At 62.6% G+C, this 16,195-nt stretch carries 13 protein-coding genes and 1 pseudogene; 8 read left to right on the top strand and 6 right to left on the bottom strand.

Annotated elements, in window-relative coordinates:
* Positions 1 to 319: 319 nt before the first annotated feature.
* From J2X01_RS06180 to dnaA, 5 genes are all read right to left on the bottom strand, one after another.
* Positions 320 to 883 carry a DciA family protein gene (locus J2X01_RS06180; protein ID WP_310051859.1) on the bottom strand — a complete coding sequence of 188 codons (564 nt, stop codon included), beginning with the start codon at positions 881 to 883 and terminating at the stop codon, positions 320 to 322.
* On the bottom strand, positions 880 to 2,103 hold the full coding sequence (recF, locus tag J2X01_RS06185) for a DNA replication/repair protein RecF (RefSeq protein ID WP_310051861.1): 1,224 nt from the start codon (positions 2,101 to 2,103) through the stop codon (positions 880 to 882). Before recF ends, J2X01_RS06180 begins: the two co-directional genes overlap by 4 nt.
* Positions 2,104 to 2,129: 26 nt before the next feature.
* Positions 2,130 to 3,014: a phosphogluconate dehydrogenase (NAD(+)-dependent, decarboxylating) gene (gene gnd / locus J2X01_RS06190; RefSeq protein ID WP_310051863.1), complete on the bottom strand. Its 885-nt coding sequence runs from the start codon at positions 3,012 to 3,014 to the stop codon at positions 2,130 to 2,132.
* A 101-nt stretch (positions 3,015 to 3,115) separates the two neighbouring features.
* Entirely contained in the window at positions 3,116 to 4,240 is a 1,125-nt protein-coding gene (dnaN, locus tag J2X01_RS06195; protein ID WP_310051865.1) for a DNA polymerase III subunit beta, read from the bottom strand.
* Positions 4,241 to 4,759: 519 nt separating this feature from the next.
* Positions 4,760 to 6,181, bottom strand: coding sequence for a chromosomal replication initiator protein DnaA (gene dnaA / locus J2X01_RS06200; protein ID WP_310051867.1), 1,422 nt, complete (start codon positions 6,179 to 6,181; stop codon positions 4,760 to 4,762).
* Between the two features lie 462 nt (positions 6,182 to 6,643).
* Between dnaA and rpmH the strand changes: the two genes are divergently transcribed.
* From rpmH to J2X01_RS06240, 8 genes are all read left to right on the top strand, one after another.
* The gene (gene rpmH / locus J2X01_RS06205; RefSeq protein WP_003800212.1) at positions 6,644 to 6,781 is read left to right on the top strand and encodes a 50S ribosomal protein L34; all 138 of its coding nucleotides are present in this window, start codon (positions 6,644 to 6,646) and stop codon (positions 6,779 to 6,781) included.
* Between the two features lie 41 nt (positions 6,782 to 6,822).
* Positions 6,823 to 7,233: a ribonuclease P protein component gene (gene rnpA / locus J2X01_RS06210; RefSeq protein ID WP_310051870.1), complete on the top strand. Its 411-nt coding sequence runs from the start codon at positions 6,823 to 6,825 to the stop codon at positions 7,231 to 7,233.
* Positions 7,226 to 7,621, top strand: a complete 396-nt coding sequence (yidD, locus tag J2X01_RS06215) for a membrane protein insertion efficiency factor YidD (protein ID WP_310051872.1) — start codon at positions 7,226 to 7,228, stop codon at positions 7,619 to 7,621. Before rnpA ends, yidD begins: the two co-directional genes overlap by 8 nt.
* A gap of 16 nt (positions 7,622 to 7,637) precedes the next feature.
* Entirely contained in the window at positions 7,638 to 8,618 is a 981-nt protein-coding gene (gene yidC, locus J2X01_RS06220; protein WP_310051875.1) for a membrane protein insertase YidC, read from the top strand.
* Positions 8,618 to 9,220 (top strand): Jag family protein, encoded by a 603-nt coding sequence (locus J2X01_RS06225; RefSeq protein WP_310051877.1) that lies wholly within the window; start codon positions 8,618 to 8,620, stop codon positions 9,218 to 9,220. Before yidC ends, J2X01_RS06225 begins: the two co-directional genes overlap by 1 nt.
* 17 nt (positions 9,221 to 9,237) lie before the next feature.
* Positions 9,238 to 9,888, top strand: coding sequence for a 16S rRNA (guanine(527)-N(7))-methyltransferase RsmG (gene rsmG / locus J2X01_RS06230; RefSeq protein WP_310051879.1), 651 nt, complete (start codon positions 9,238 to 9,240; stop codon positions 9,886 to 9,888).
* An 86-nt stretch (positions 9,889 to 9,974) separates the two neighbouring features.
* Positions 9,975 to 11,042, top strand: a complete 1,068-nt coding sequence (locus J2X01_RS06235) for a ParA family protein (RefSeq protein ID WP_310051882.1) — start codon at positions 9,975 to 9,977, stop codon at positions 11,040 to 11,042.
* Between the two features lie 68 nt (positions 11,043 to 11,110).
* The gene (locus J2X01_RS06240; RefSeq protein ID WP_310051887.1) at positions 11,111 to 12,310 is read left to right on the top strand and encodes a ParB/RepB/Spo0J family partition protein; all 1,200 of its coding nucleotides are present in this window, start codon (positions 11,111 to 11,113) and stop codon (positions 12,308 to 12,310) included.
* A gap of 1,098 nt (positions 12,311 to 13,408) precedes the next feature.
* On the opposite strand, the pseudogene J2X01_RS06245 reads toward J2X01_RS06240, so the two are convergent.
* Positions 13,409 to 14,312: pseudogene (locus J2X01_RS06245) on the bottom strand (IS982 family transposase).
* Positions 14,313 to 16,195 lie beyond the last annotated feature (1,883 nt).

The raw sequence follows: 16,195 nt of genomic DNA on the forward strand, positions 1-16,195 counted from the left end.
ACCGGATGTGCCGCTGGCCTGAGGATCCGTCTACCGCACGCGGATGTCGCGTCGGAAACGGACTCAGTCAACGTTTCACCGGCGCCCAGTTATCTATCACGATTCTAGCGTGTTATAGAGGCGAAACCCGCATTCCAGGGGCCCAAACGGCAAGGAAAGTGCCACTGGGAGGCCGCCGGCTCCGCCTGCAAGGCCCTGGGGGTACGGGGCTGGGGTGCCTATACGGCTCCCGGGCGGCTAAGCGTCCTACACGCCGTTTGCGGATTATTCAAGAGTTTTGCAAGGAGTGCTTCAGATCCGCTGGCCCGGGGCATGCGAACTATCCGTAGGTGTCGCGCGGGCCGCGGCCGTTGACGGTGCGGCCGCCCTTCCGCCAACTCGGCGCCGCAGGTCCCAGCACCTGGATTTTCGTCACGACGCCGTCGCCGAGTTCGGTGCGGAATTTCTCCAGCAGGCTGATGCTGAGCAGCCGCAGTTGCGTGGCCCAGGCGGTGGAATCACAGCGGACGTGGAGGGTGGTGTCGGTGAAGCTTTCCGGGGTGCAGTGGGCGGAAATCTCCGGGCCGACGAGTGTTGCCCACTCCGCCATCACCGAGCCGACTGCCACGGGAGAGCTCCAGCCGCGCTCCGCGACGAGCCGGCCCACCACCTTGCCGAGCCCCATCGGGTCACGGCCGGTGCCGTGGAATTGTCCGAAACCACGGGTGGAACTGGCACTGCGGCCTGTTTTCTGCGGGGTGCTGCCGGGCCGCGGCGGGGCCTTGCGCCGTATTTCACCACGCGACGCGGCCGCCTCGCGCATCCTGTTCAGGGCCGACTGGGCAGCGTCGATGTCATCCGGATCGCGGCCGGGTTGCAGGCCGCCGTCAGTATCCTTATTCATCGATCTGCCCGCTCATCGATTCCTCCCGGGATTACCTTCACCCGCCGCCCGTCCAGTTCCGCGGGGATATCGTCCTCGACGGCGGCGGTCACGAGCACCTGCTCGGCGCCGGATACTATTGCCGCCAGTTTACGCCGCCGCTGGACGTCCAGTTCGGCAAAAACGTCGTCCAGAATCAGGATGGGGGCGGATCCGCCGGTGCGGGCATCGTCGAGCATGACATAGTACGAGGCCAGCCGGAGGGACAAGCACATGGACCAGGTTTCGCCGTGCGAGGCATAGCCTTTGGCGGGGGCGCTCCCCAGACCGAGTTCGAGTTCGTCGCGGTGCGGGCCGACGAGGGAGATCCCGCGTTCGAGTTCCCTGCGCCGTGACGATGCGAACGCCTGGACGTAGCGATCGGTCAGTTCGTCGACTGACAGGAGGCACAGGTCCTCGGCCGGCCCCGTGGTTTTCGCGCCGTGGGCTCCGAACGGGCCGGCAGCGGAAGCCGGTGCAGCGCCGTCGTCCTCCACAGCGACCTGCAGCGTGGACCGGTAGACGGCCTCCGCGCCCTTGGACCCGTCAGTGAGCTGCGCATAGGCGTTCCTGAGGTGCGGCCGCAGCCGTTCCACCAGTTCAAGCCGGGCATGCAGCAATTCCGCACCCGCCCGGGCCATGTGCTGGTCCCAGACATCCAGGGTGGCCTCATGGCCGCTGCTGAATTTGCCGGCGCGCGCGGATTTCAGCAGGGCATTACGTTGCTTCAGTACCCGGTCGTAGTCGCTGCGGGTGGCAGCGTGCCGCGGGATTAGGCTCACCAGGAGCTCATCCAGAAAGCGGCGGCGGCTGGACGGATCACCTTTGACCAGGGCCAGGTCCTCGGGGGCGAACAGAACTGTCTGGCAGATACCCAGAATGTCCCGGGCCCGGAGCGGATTGCTGCGGTTGATCCGGGCGCGGTTGGCACGGGAGCTGTTGATTTCGAGTTCCAGCACGGTGGACTGCTCACCGCGGACCAGTTTGGCGCGGATCATGGCCCGTTCGCTGCCGAACCGCAGCAGCGGCGCGTCCGAACTGACCCGGTGGGAGCTGAGTGTTGCCAAGTAGCCGATGGCTTCCATCAGGTTCGTTTTGCCGATGCCGTTGGCTCCGACCAGCACCGTGACACCGGGCTCAAAACTCAGGTCCACCTGGGCGTAGCTGCGGAAATCTGTGAGCGAAAGTTGTTCGAGGTACACGCCGGGTTCAGGATTTCAGGGCAGGACTATTTGGCCGGGCGGGTCGCATGTCCGCCGAACTGGTGGCGCAGCGCGGAAACCATCTTCATCGCCGGCGAGTTGTCCTCGCGGGAGGAGAACCGGGCAAAAAGGGCTGCTGTGATGGCCGGGGCCGGCACAGCGTTGGCGATGGCTTCTTCCACCGTCCAGCGGCCTTCACCGGAATCCTCGACATAGTCGTCGATCGATGCCAGGCCGGGGTCCTCGTCGAGGGCTTTGACCATGAGGTCCAGCAGCCAGGACCGCACGACGGTTCCCTTCTGCCAGGCGCGGAAAGTGCCGGGAAGGTCGGTCACGATTTCCTTGGCGGCGAGCAGTTCGTAGCCTTCGGCATAGGCCTGCATCAGCCCGTACTCGATGCCGTTGTGGACCATCTTGGCGTAGTGGCCGGCGCCGACCCCGCCGACGTGGACAAAGCTGTCGGCCCGTTCGCCCTCGGGGCGGAGCACATCAAAGACCGGCATCGCACGGTCAATATCCGCGGCGTCCCCGCCGGCCATCAGGCCATAGCCGTTCTGCAGGCCCCAGACCCCGCCGGACACACCGCAGTCGGCGAAACGGATGTCCTTTTCAGCCAGCGCGGCACCGTGTTTCTGGTCCTCGGTGTAACGGGAGTTCCCGCCGTCGATCACGAGGTCACCGGCATCGAGTTTGTTGCCGAGTTCGGTGATGACGGCGTCGGTGATGTCGCCGGAGGGGACCATCACCCAGATCAGGCGCGGCGCGGGTACAGCGGTGAGGAGTTCGTCCACACTCGCGACGTCGGTGACGTCCGGGTTGCGGTCAAAACCGGTTACTTCGATTCCACCCTTGCGCAGCCGTTCGCGCATGTTGAAACCCATTTTTCCAAGGCCGATCAGTCCGATGTGCACGGTATGAACTCTCTTCTGCGATGGGGGTGGTCCAACTGTTGAAGGCACCCGTTCGGTGGCCGGTTGCTGCGGTCCGCGGGTCCAAACGGTAGCAGCGGTGGCTAGTTGGGCAGCCGGACCGGCATGACCAGGTAACGGTAATCGCCCTGGTCCTCACCGTCTGCGTCGTTCTGGGCCGTGATCATGGCCGGCTTGGGCGCACTGGTGAACGAGAAACGCACAAACTTGGACTCGATAACGCTCAAACCCTCGATCAGGTAGTGCGGGTTGAACGCCACGGTGATGTCCTCGCCGGTGAGCTGGGCTTCGAGCTCTTCCGATGCCTGGGCATCTTCGCCGGTTCCGGCGTCGAGGTGCAGCTGGCCCTGGGTGAAGGCGAGCCGGACAGGCGTGTTGCGTTCGGCCACGAGCGAGACGCGGCGCACTGCTTCGACGAGTTCGGAGGTCTGCACCGTTGCGTGGATCGGCGTGGACTCCGGAAAGAGTGAGCGGATCTTGGGGTAGTCGCCATCCACCAGCAGCGACGTCGTGGTGCGCCCACCGCTTTCGAATCCGATGAGGCGGCTGTCGTCGTCGGCGAGGGCAAGGTTGATGTCGCCGCTGCCGCCAAGGGTCTTGGCAACTTCGTTGAGCGTTTTGGCCTTGACCAGTGCGCTGGTGGAAATGCCCGGTGTGACCGGCTTCCACGGGACTTCACGCATGGCCAGGCGGTAGCGGTCGGTGGCGAGCAGCGTGATCAGGTCATCCTCGATCTCCATCCGCACGCCGGTGAGGATCGGGAGGGTGTCATCTTTGCTCGCCGCGATGATCACCTGGGAGACGGCCTGGGCGAACGCATCGCCCGGGACGGTGCCGCTGATCGGGGGCAGCGCGGGCAGCGGCGGGTACTCGGCTTCCGGCATCGTGGCCAGGTGGAAACTGCTGCGGCGGCAGCTCAGGGTGACTTTGTGGCCGTCGGTTTCAATCTCCACGGGAGCGGAGGGCAGGCTGCGGCAGATGTCAGCCAGCAGCCGGCCCGAGACCAGAATCGTGCCTTCGGTGGTGATGTCGGCAGGGATTTCGAGGCGGGCAGAGGTCTCGTAGTCGAAGCTCGAGAGACTGACGGTACCGGCTTCAGCCTTGAGGAGCAGTCCGGAAAGTACGGGTACTGGCGGCCGCGGAGACAACGACCGGGCGGTCCAGGTGACGGCTTCTGCCAGGACGTCCCGTTCGACTCTGAACTTCACGGAAGGGTGCCGCCTTTCATTGCTGCTGTCATCACTGCTGGCCGGGCCACCGGCCCGGCAGGGAATCACAAAAGATGTCCAGACGGACACACTGCAGACAGCTTAGCCGCAAGAGGTGTGATTCTCCCATCCCCGGCTTACATCCATGTGGTTTGGGCCGGCCGGCCCGGTGCCGTTTTCGGCCAGGGTCCGGAACGGTCCTGGGCGGGGTGCGGGCCCCGGAACGAAGTTGTTATTTGAGGGAATTTCATTTTCTAGGGATTAGTAGTGTTAATAACTGCTGTGGATACTGTGGATAACTCGATTTGGCGGCGGGATTCCGCGGTTAAGCCCTGTTCATGGACTGTGGGTGGAGCAGGTTTTAAACAGGGTGTGGATGGGGATAACATTTTTGGCCGCAGCGCTGATCCACAGGCGCCTTAAGGGTTTTAAGCCCATTAACCGCTGTTGTCCCCTTAACTATCCACAGGTTTGTCCACAGGCGCCTGTTAATAAGGTAGGAGTGCGCGGCCGGCCGGCTCAGGAATTGCGCTGTTGCTGCTTGATCCGGTTGGTCAGCTCGGTCACCTGGTTGTAGATCACTCGACGCTCGGCCATCAGCTCACGGATCTTGCGGTCCGCGTGGATGACGGTGGTGTGGTCGCGGCCGCCGAGCTCCTGCCCGATTTTGGGGAGGGACATGTCCGTGAGTTCGCGGCACAGGTACATGGCAATCTGACGGGCGGTCACCAGGGTCCTGGTCCGTGACTTGCTGCAGAGCTCTTCCATGCTGAGCTTGAAGTAGTCGGCGGTCTGGGTGAGGATCTGCGCGGAGGTGATTTCCTGGGCTCCGTCATCGGTGATGAGGTCTTTGAGCACCATCTCGGCCAGAGCAACGTCGACCGGCTGGCGGTTGAGGCTGGCAAAGGCCGTAACCCGGATCAGGGCCCCTTCGAGTTCCCGGATGTTGCTGGAGATCTTCGAGGCGATGTATTCCAGGGCATCATCCGGGGCGGAGAGACCCTCGCTGAGGGCCTTCTTCCGGAGGATAGCGATCCGGGTTTCGAGTTCGGGCGGCTGGATGTCCGTCAGCAGGCCCCATTCGAACCGCGACTTCATCCGGTCCTCAAATCCGGCGAGCAGCTTGGGCGGCTGATCGGAGGTGATGACCACCTGCTTGTTGTTGTTGTGCAGGGCGTTGAATGTGTGGAAGAACTCCTCCAGCGTCCGGTCCTTGCCGGCCAGGAACTGGATGTCATCGATCAGCAGGACGTCCACGTTGCGGTAGGTCGTCTTGAAGCTGGTGCCTTCGTCATCGCGGATGGAGTTGATGAAGTCGTTGGTGAATTCCTCGGAGTTCACGTAACGGACCCGGATCCCGCTGTAGAGCCGGCGGGCGTAGTGGCCGATTGCGTGGAGCAGATGGGTCTTGCCGAGTCCGGAGTCGCCGTAGATGAAGAGCGGGTTGTAGGCCTTGGCCGGCGCTTCAGCCACCGCGACGGCTGCGGCGTGGGCGAAGCGGTTGGAGGAACCGATCACGAAGGTGTCGAAGACATACTTCGGATTGAGGCGGCCAAATTCGTGGGAGGTGCTTGGCAGCATCGGCTGCGGTTTCAGCTCCACCGAAGGATCAGCCACGAGGGACAGTTCGACGGCGGGTTCCGGCTCCGTGTGCAGCGGCACCAGATCGGTGTCGACGTCGATCGCGCAACGGATTTCGTCGGAGAAGACGTTCCGCAGGGCGTCGTCGAGGGCTTCCTTCACCTGCGTCTGCAGCACTTCGCGGGTGAGCTCATTCGGCACGGCCACCAGAAGGGTAGAGCCGATGAGTCCCTGCGCCTGGGCGAGGATGACGAAGCCGCGCTGCCGGGGTGTGACACGGTGGTCGTTCTCCAGCAGGCTCACGACCCGCCGCCAGGAACTTCCGACAGTGTTGGCTTGGTTGGCTTCGTCTACTGTCATCAATCAGTTCCTCAAACTTGCTTGTATTCATTACGGCAGCCGCACGGGTGGGTCCAGCCAGCTGGACGCGGGTTAATCCACAGGGTTATGCACAGTCCGTGGATAAGGGGCTACTGAGCCACTGTAGGGGATGAAAACGCCAGAAGATAGCTGGGTTCTCTCCTGTGGATAATTACACCGTTGTGGTTCACAACCAGGGTTTGTGAACCGCTTCATCCACAGGCTGTGGCGGCAGTTAGCCACAGCTGGGGAAAGCTTGCGAAGCGACCCCCGGTTTGACTCGGGAGGCCGGCAAGCCCTAACGTTGTGAAGTCCCATGTGTACGCTTTGCGCCTCATTTGAATCTCTCCCGACGTTCCGCGTCGTGCGAGTCGAGGGAAGCGGCACATACAAAACTTAGCGTCGACCAGTTCTTCCCCTTGATCGGGTGGGCGCACCTTTGATCCCACTGGAGTAACTAACGTGAGCAAGCGGACTTTTCAGCCGAATAACCGCCGTCGAGCCAAGAAGCACGGCTTCCGCCTTCGTATGCGTACCCGTGCCGGCCGTGCCATCCTGGCAGCCCGTCGTGGCAAGGGTCGCACCGAGCTGTCGGCCTAAATAACTGACTCGTCGGTCCACATCCCTGTGCGAGTGTAAAGGTGCTGGCCACCCGCAACCGTCTGAGGACATCAACCGATTTTTCAACAACCGTACGTTCCGGTGTCCGCAATGGACGCCGGAACGTAGTGTTATATACGGCAGCCCTCGCTGCCGATGAACCAAGCCGGATCGGATTCATCGTTTCCAAGAGTGTCGGGAACGCTGTGGTTAGGAACCTCGTTAAGAGGAGACTGAGAGAACTCGGCGCCATGTCGTTGCAGCACTACGGCAGCGGGTTCGCGATTGTGGTTCGGGCCCTGCCCGCTGCGGCGGGTGCCAGCTGGGACCAGTTGTGCTCTGATTACGGTGCCGCTTTGGAAAGCAACATGAAACGACTGGGCAGCCGCCTTCCAAAGGCTGCTTCTTCAGTTTCTGACGAGACAACACAGGAAGGGACCCCGCGTGCATAACTCAACTGCCGCCGTCGTCCCGCCTGCAAAATCCGCAGCAGTATGGCTGGGCCGGGCAGTCTGGAACTTGCCCCGCAATATCCTCATCCTGTTGCTTCTGGCGTACCGCAAGGTGATCTCACCGCTGTACGGCCAGGTATGCCGTTTTTTCCCCAGCTGCTCGGCCTATGCCCTTGAGGCGATCACCGTCCACGGTGCGGTGAAAGGGAGCTGGCTGGCGGCCAAGCGCCTGGTGCGCTGCCATCCCTGGAATGCCGGCGGTGTGGACCATGTCCCCGCCGGCAACTGCGAGTGGCCCGCGGACCGCACCCCCACAATTGTTGTGCTGAATAATCCGGACAAGTACCTGGCCGCTCAGACTGATGGAGAAGGCCGCTCCGCGGCCTGACGAATAGGGATATCGTATGGACTTCTTTGAAACAATCATGTTTCCGTTCAAGTGGCTTGTGTCCGCCATCATGGTGGTCTTCCACGATGGACTGAGCTCCATCGGCATGCCCGCCGCCAATGGCTGGACGTGGACGCTGTCCATCATCGGGCTGGTGTTGGTGATCCGTGCCGCCCTGATTCCCGTCTTCGTCAAGCAGATCAAGGCCCAGCGAGGCATGCAGCTGCTGCAGCCGGATCTGAAGAAGCTGCAGGACAAGTACAAGGGCAAGACCGACCAGCTGTCCCGCCAGGCCATGGCCCAGGAACAGATGGCCATGTACAAGAAACACGGCACCAATCCGTTCTCGGCCTGCCTGCCCATGCTGATCCAGATGCCGTTCTTCTTTGCCCTCTTCACGGTCCTGTCCGGCATCACGACGGCGGCCGCGAGCGGCAAGGGCATCGGGGCGATGAGCCACGAACAGGTCGTACAGTTCGACGAGTCGAGCATCTTTGGCGCCCCGCTTTCCGCTACCCTCCTGCATGGTACGCCCGAGGGCGGCAACGTCGTCGCGGTGTGGATCCTTTCGATTGTGATGATCCTGGCCATGACGGCCTCGCAGTTCATCACTCAGAAGCAGATCATGGCCAAGAACATGTCTGAAGAGGCGATGGCCAGCCCGTTCATGAAGCAGCAGAAGATGATGCTCTACATCCTGCCGATCGTCTTCGGCGTGGGCGGCATCAACTTCCCCATCGGCGTCCTGATCTACTGGACCACCACCAACCTCTGGACGATGGGGCAGCAGTTCTTCGTGATCCGCCGCATGCCGACACCGGGATCCCCCGCCGCCAAGGCCCTGGCCGAGCGCCGTGCCGCCAAGGGCATGCCGGCCCTGCCCCTGACGGGCGCCAAGAAAGCCGATGCCGAGGCAGCCGAAGCTGCGGCGGCTGCAGCCCTGGTGGCCAAGAGCCAGCGCGTCCAGCCACAACGTAAGAACAGGAAGAGGAAGTAATGTCCGCCGAGAGCACCGAACACGCTATTTCCGCTGAAGCCATCGAAGAGCAGGACGAGGCGCTGAGTGCAGTCCAGGACGCCGGGCAGGACACTGACTCGGGTACCGAGGGCTCAGAGGACCAGGGCACCTCCGCCAGCCGCCTCGAGGAAGAGGGGGACGTCGCGGCGGACTACCTTGAAGAACTGCTGGACATCGCCGACATTGACGGCGACATCGACATTGAAGTCCGAAACGGCCGCACCTACATCTCGATTGTCGCTGAGGAAGAGTCGGCCGGACTCGAAAACCTGGTGGGCAAGGACGGCGAAGTCCTCGAGGCGCTTCAGGAACTGACCCGCCTCGCGGTGCTGTCCGCAACGGAAAACCGCTCCCGCCTGGTCCTGGACATCAACGGCTACCGCTCCGAGCGTGCCGGCGAACTGCAGAAACTGGCCGAGGACGCCGTCGGGTCTGTCAAAGAGTCCGGTGAAGCCGTGGCGCTGGCGCCCATGAGCGCCTACGAGCGGAAGATTGTGCACGACGCCGTTGCTGACCTTGGTCTCGTCAGCGAGTCCGAAGGCGAAGGCGCAGACCGCCACATCGTCGTTTCCGCAGACTGAAGCCCGCGGATAGCTTGATGGTTGAGATAACCGCTGCCGAATTGCAGGCAGCACAGACGATCTTTGGGGACCGCCTGGACCTGGCGAAACGCTATGTGGAGCACCTGGCCACGTCCGGGACGGAGCGGGGTCTGATTGGCCCCCGTGAAATTCCCCGGTTGTGGAGCCGGCACGTGCTGAATTGCGCTGTGATCGAGAGCCAGATCGCCGAGGGAAGCCATGTGGCCGACGTCGGCAGCGGCGCCGGTCTCCCGGGCCTTTGCCTGGCGATTGCCCGGCCCGATCTGGAATTGACCCTGATCGAACCGCTCGAACGCCGCGTCATTTGGCTGCAGGAAGTTGTTGATGACCTCGGTCTCGACAACGTCACGATCATGCGCACGCGGGCGGAGCTTGCCGTTGGCATGGTGGACGCCGACGTCGTCACGGCGCGCGCCGTGTCCGCACTGTCGAACCTCGCCGGACTGACCATTCCGCTGTTGGCGGGTAAGGGCGAGGTTGTGGCGATCAAGGGTCGCAGCGCCGGCGAGGAAATCGAAAAGGCGGCCAAGGTGATCCGGAAGCTGGGCGGTACCCAGACGTCCGTTGTCGTCGTGGGCGAGGACCTGCTTGAAGAACCCACAACTGTTGTCCGAATCGTTGTGAATAAGCCTCAAAAGTTTGCCTAGCATCAGCCCGGTGCCACTGGAGGCCACGGGTAAGAGGTTAGGCTAGTAACCGGCAGCAAGAGCCGAACGAGAGTGAGTGTGTCACAGTGACCAGTAGCGAAGCCTCCACACAACGGATCCCCCCGTTTGTGTCCCTGGGGTCCGCACGGGCCTTTGTTGCGCCCGCACTCGCTTATGATTACTCGGCGAAACACCCGGGTTTGGTTGCAAAAACCACCGGCATGATGAGCGTTTCACGTGAAACATCGGTCGCCGGCCTACCGAATGTCCTGGACTCGATAGATGATTCCAGCCCCATCGCCCGTGAACTCGCCCATGAGAACAGGCGTCGGGAACGCCTCCTGGGTCGTGAGCTTCCGAAGCCGGAGAAGACGCGAATCTTCACCGTCTCGAACCAAAAGGGCGGCGTCGGCAAGACGACGACCACGGTCAACATCGCGGCCGCCCTGGCCGCCGCAGGCCTGAACGTGCTGGTCATCGACATTGATCCGCAGGGGAATGCCTCGACTGCCCTGGGAATTGAACACCACGCCGACGTTGACAGCATTTACGACGTGCTTATCAACGACATCCCTTTGCAGGACGTTGTGGCGCCGTGCCCGGATATCGCCAAGCTGATCTGTGCGCCCGCAACCATCCACCTCGCCGGCGCCGAGATCGAGCTGGTGAGCCTGGTTGCCCGCGAGCAGCGCCTCCGCCGTGCGATTGATGTGTACTCCAAGCAGCGGGCGAAGAACGGTGAGGAGCGGCTGGACTATATCTTCATCGATTGCCCGCCGAGCCTTGGACTGCTGACGGTCAATGCATTCTGTGCGGCCAACGAGGTGCTCATACCGATTCAGTGCGAGTACTACGCGCTGGAGGGACTGAGCCAGCTGCTGAAAAACATCGAAATGATCCAGAAGCACCTGAATGCCGATCTGGTCGTCTCGACCATCCTTTTGACCATGTATGACGGCCGCACCAACCTTGCGGCGCAGGTGGCGGCCGAGGTGCGCGAACATTTCCCGGAGCAGGTCCTCGGCGCTGTGGTTCCCCGCTCGGTGCGAATTTCGGAAGCCCCCAGCTACCAGCAGACCGTGATGACCTACGATCCCTCATCCAGCGGGGCCCTGTCCTATCTGGAAGCCGCTGCCGAAATCGCGGAACGTTAGAATCTTTTCAAGAATTGCACTAGCTAGAGTCCGGTGATGCGCGGCTCTTCCAATGGAGGGATTTATCCATGAGCGATAAGCGACGCGGCCTGGGCCGTGGACTTGGAGCACTCATTCCAAGTTCCGCTGCAGCTTCCGGCAACGGGTCAGCGCCGTCCCGTCCCGTGGATCTTTTCTTTCCTGAATCCCGAAAGCGGACACCCGCCGCTGAGACAGCGGCAACGGAAGAGACCGTCACGGCTCCCGGCAAGGAAGTGACCGCCGCGCCGCAGGCGACGACCGCTCCCGCGACGAAAAAGGCACCGGCACGGAAGTCTGTCGCCGCCAAGGAAACGGGTCCGGCTGTAGCACCGAATCCGGCCCCGACGGACCCGGATCAGACGGAGCCCGACCAGGGTGACGACGAAGCTTTTCACGATGCGGACGTGAACGGAGTGGAGCTCGTGGAGGTGCCGGGTGTCCGTTTCGCGGAAATTCCGGTCACTGATATCCACCCCAACCGCAAACAGCCGCGGTCGGTCTTCGACGAGGACGACATGGCGGAGCTGGTTCACTCGGTGCGCGAAATCGGCGTCCTCCAGCCAATTGTTGTCCGCACTTCTACTGAAGAAGGTGGAGAACCGTACGAACTCGTCATGGGCGAGCGTCGGTGGCGGGCAGTGCAGGCCGCAGGCCTGCAAACCATCCCTGCGATAGTCCGTGACACCACCGATGATGACCTCCTCCGCGATGCCCTGCTGGAGAACCTGCACCGGAGTCAGCTGAACCCGCTCGAAGAGGCGGCCGCCTACCAGCAATTGCTCGAGGACTTCGGCACCACGCACGAACAGCTCGCCGACCGGATCGGGCGTTCACGTCCCCAGGTGTCCAACACGCTCCGACTGCTCAAACTTCCGCCGCTGGTACAGCGCCGCGTCGCCGCCAGCGTCATCTCTGCAGGCCACGCCCGCGCACTGCTGGCACTCCCCGATGCCGCCGCCATGGAACGCATGGCTCAGAAAATAGTCGCAGAGGGCATGTCCGTTCGTGCCACTGAAGAGGCCGTAACGCTGTATCAGAATCCGACTTCCACGCCCAAAAACAACATTCCACGTCCCGGCGCACGACACGAGCGCCTGGATTATCTTGCATCCTCACTCTCCGACCGGCTTGATACCAACGTCAAGATATCCCTCGGGGCACGCAAAGGACGAGTCAGCATCGAATTCGCAAGCGTGGAAGACCTCAACCGGATAATGGATGTGCTCACGCCAGGAGCGCCCGGCTAGCGAGCCAGCGTCGCTGTCGGGCCGTGGTGGGAGAGAGTTGTTCCCGCCTAACGTTCTGTCTGGTGGTTAGCGGCCGCGCCCAGGCGGATTATGGACGTGCCCGTCTCGGTCGACGCCGGTTGGCCTTGGTGCTGTAGATCCGCCCGAGCCGATCCGCGAACTGCGTGACCTGACCCGAGTCTCCTCCCGGGCCATGCTCGAAGCCCTCATCCTCGCCGGACTTGCCAAGGGAACCCTGCGCTTCAGAATGCCGAGGTCGTCGGCACGCTCACCGGCTGGTTGAGGGGCCACTATGCGCCTATGGCCGCGCTGCATCTGGCCCGGATCGACACCGCCCAGCCCGGCATCTTCGACGCCGACGTGTTGATCGAAGAAACCGGGGCGGACATGTCCCGCACCTAATCCCCGGCCGGCAACCTGCTCGCAGAGAGTGAAATGCTACACACATCCGGGCGTCGACCACTTCATCCCCCTGGATCCAGCCAAAGCGACAGAGCAGCGCTATCGGGAATTTCAACAGCCTCGGCTTGACGTCACCATCGCCCGACCACCGCAGCCTGACCGCGATTACTTTCGTGTTGGTCAAGATCGCTGTCATTGGGGTCTGTTTCACGTGAAACGGACCCCTCCTTTGGCGAAGCCGCGCATCGGCCGGGACCCGTAGTTCATTTCCTGTGGGGCACCCGCTCAGTTTGGGGCACGGGTGTGGCGGCAAGGGTTCGGTATGAATATGGCCAGGAGAATACGGGATCTGTGATTGAGCAGCTCCTCCTGATCCGGCTCCATTGGGAACGTGCTTTGGCTGCTTCACGCCAACAGCCGCCTGAAACCTGCTGCCTTCGTGGCCTGGCCCGACAGCCTTTACCAAGATCGGACGGACTTCTTCTTGCCCGTCCCACCAATCTGGTCATGTAGGGCATGTCCCGTCGCCTCGTACCGGATTGGGATCCGTTCCCTTCCTGCCGGGGTGGGAAGGCTGTCCCAAGGCTGGGAGTCCGGGCTTCGTAGTGCTGAGGCGGGGTGTTTCACGTAGAAGCGTCCATCTCTGCCCCGGCGTCAACTGACCTTGCGACCCTGGATGAATAATTCCAAGGGATGTCAGTGGTCGTAGGCGCCCAGTGAGCGGCGGACGGTCTGTCCTGTCTCGTCGTTGTGCCAGATGGCAGCGGTCATGGCCAGCAGGCGCTGGATGATCCGGGCCGTGACGCCCGCAGGGGTGCGTCCGCCGTGGTGTTCGAGGTCCAGCTGGCCCTTGAGGGTGTCGTTGATCGATTCGATGATCTGCCGCAGGGGCTTGAAGAACCGGGATCCTGCCCGCGGTTTTTCTCCCTTGCGGGCCGGGCGGAGCATATCGATCCCGACCTGGTCGACGGTTTCTTCGAAGCCGGCACCGTAGTAGTTCTTGTCGCCGATGAGGATCTGGCGGTGCCCGTCGGCGCGGACTCTGGCCATGGCCGGGGTGCCGGCGAGGATGTCCAGAAAGGTCTGGCGTTCGTCGGCCTTGGCCCCGGGCAGGGCATACCCGACCGGGAGCCCGTGCAGGGTGCAGACCAGATGAAGGCGCAGGCCCCGGAAGTATCGGCTGTGAGGCGCAGTAGCCGTATTCGGCCCATCCTGCCTTCTCGGAGCGGCGGAAGGCTTCCTTGTACCGGGCGCATTCAACCGGACTCGAATCGACCACCCAGACATCGTCACAGCAGATTTCGTTCCGCTCCGTCAGCACCCTGATGAGCCAGTTCATGGCCGGGAAGAGCCGGCGCAGGCGCTTGTTGTACCCGGCCTGGCCCGGCAGATACGGGGAACATCCTGCCCAGATTCTTCCGGGCATGGCGCAGCCAGCGGGCTTCGCTGGTAAAGCCGAGCAACGCCTGCATGACCGCGGGGTCATCACTTCGACGTCCGTGATCCGCGGACTGATGCCGATCCGGGGCCGGGCCGGGACCCGTTCCGGATGCGCCTTCAGCAGGGCACGACATACCGCCCGGACCCCTTGGAATTTCATCTAGTCCATCAGAGCGACTCCGTGTCCACTGCGAAATTCCGTTCTGACCCTCGCAAGGAGAAGCTGCTCCGTCCAGACCGCGGGGGCGTCTGGTGGCATGGGCGTTCGAGTTTCTGCGGTTGGTTCCGCCGACCACCGGGGCATTCGAGCGAGCTCCTGGGTTTCATCGGGGCCCGGTTTCACGTGAAACATTCCGGGGCGGCCGGGGCACAACGGACGCGGTGCACTATGACCGTCAACTGCAGTGCCCGCCGGCCGGAGTTGCCCTGGTTACCGGTGGCCTGACTGCGGGCAGCGGAGCGCTCCGTCTATAGCCTCATCTTGCCTACATGGTACCGATTCACCTACTCCGACCCAGCGATCCCGCAGAAGCGCCCGGAAGGGCCCTGACGCCAACGGGCATCCATCGGGCCCTACCGGCAGCCAAGCGCGCGGCGGTCATTCTCTTAGGCCACGAGCGGCAGTCAGACGGGATTTAGGCCCGCCCTTCAGTGACTGAATCGACCCGCCAATACGGAGGCAATTGTCAGTCGGATTTCCTTTGTCCCGCTGCGCTACTCCGCTCCCCCTGACGTTGGCCAGGTCGACGCCGTGCGGTGCCTCTGAGTCTTCCTAGTCCAGTTCACCGATGTCCAGGCCGGCGATAGGGAGGGCCACCACGGGTCGGTGGTGATGTGGGCGGACTTAGCTGCGGCTGCGCTAGCCGTCCAACCATGGTGCGTATTACCGGATGCCGTTCTTGACGCATCAGACGACGTCCAAGTCGCTACCGACCCCTGGATCCGTCCCGGGACTGTTCGTGGGCAAAAGTTCTCAACCAGGCACGGCAGTGCAGTCCCCCGTGAAGATGGGCCCGACACTATTAATGAGAACTTTCTCCCCGGGCCGGTGTCCGGACCAGGCCATATGGTCTCCCGCCCCGGCATGCTTGGTCACCCAACCACGACGACGTCCAAGCCAGTGGTCATCGGAACGCTCCGGATTGACGGACGAACGGGGTTGGCCACGGATGGCCAAGCACGCACCTGATGACGATGCTCGTCGGAGATGGTTGCCGGCACGTCCTCGGCACACCGGTATTTCGTTCCCCGGATTCGGTACCATTCGATCGTGCGTGCTGGGTCTTCCGCGTTCGGTACCATTCGATCGTGCGTGCTGGGTCTTCCGCGTTCGGTTCGTGTGAACCGGATTCTTGAGTCCCCCGGTTTGAGTGGCGTGAGTCGGAGTATTGGATCGTTCTGCCGGCACGCCCGAACTGCCGTCCCGGAGTCACCGGCCGGCACGCCCGCCCCGGAGTATCGGATCCCGCGGTCACCTCGCGCGCCGTTTGGGCGGCGCTGGCCAGCCCTTGCCCTGAGAACAGGAGGCCATCTGGAGCATTCCTGCGATGGATGGTTCCTGCATGAAGCGGTGGATATCGCTGTGGATAACTTTGTGGATTACCTCACAGCCGAATTCCCCCACGCGCACTGATCTCAGACGCCACACGGTTCGTGCAAGGGAAGCGTCTGACCCCTTGCTGACGCCGGGCCGTGGCTGTTTCACGTGAAACAATTCGGAGCTCTAAAAGTGACACCCTACACACGCCACCGTGATCTCTAAATCCCCTGTTGCCGGTTAATTTTCCGGGGAATTCTGGGCATTTTTGGACCGACGACGGCGGCGACTCTTGACGTTGAAAAAGTTGCTGTTCGCTGGGCCCGGGGATGGAGACATTGCAAGAGCACAGCCATGCAGGTGGACTGACACCACTCGTGGCCCAGCCTGAGGCTATGTCTCTGTAAGACGCATCACGACGCCTGTGGATAACTATGTGAATAAGTTCTGTGGAGAACTATGTGGAAATCGAAGGCTGGCGACTCGAAGCGAAGGGAGTGACCGAA

Origin of the sequence: Arthrobacter ginsengisoli (assembly GCF_031456935.1) — a bacterium.
Classification (GTDB): Bacteria; Actinomycetota; Actinomycetes; order Actinomycetales; family Micrococcaceae; genus Arthrobacter; species Arthrobacter ginsengisoli.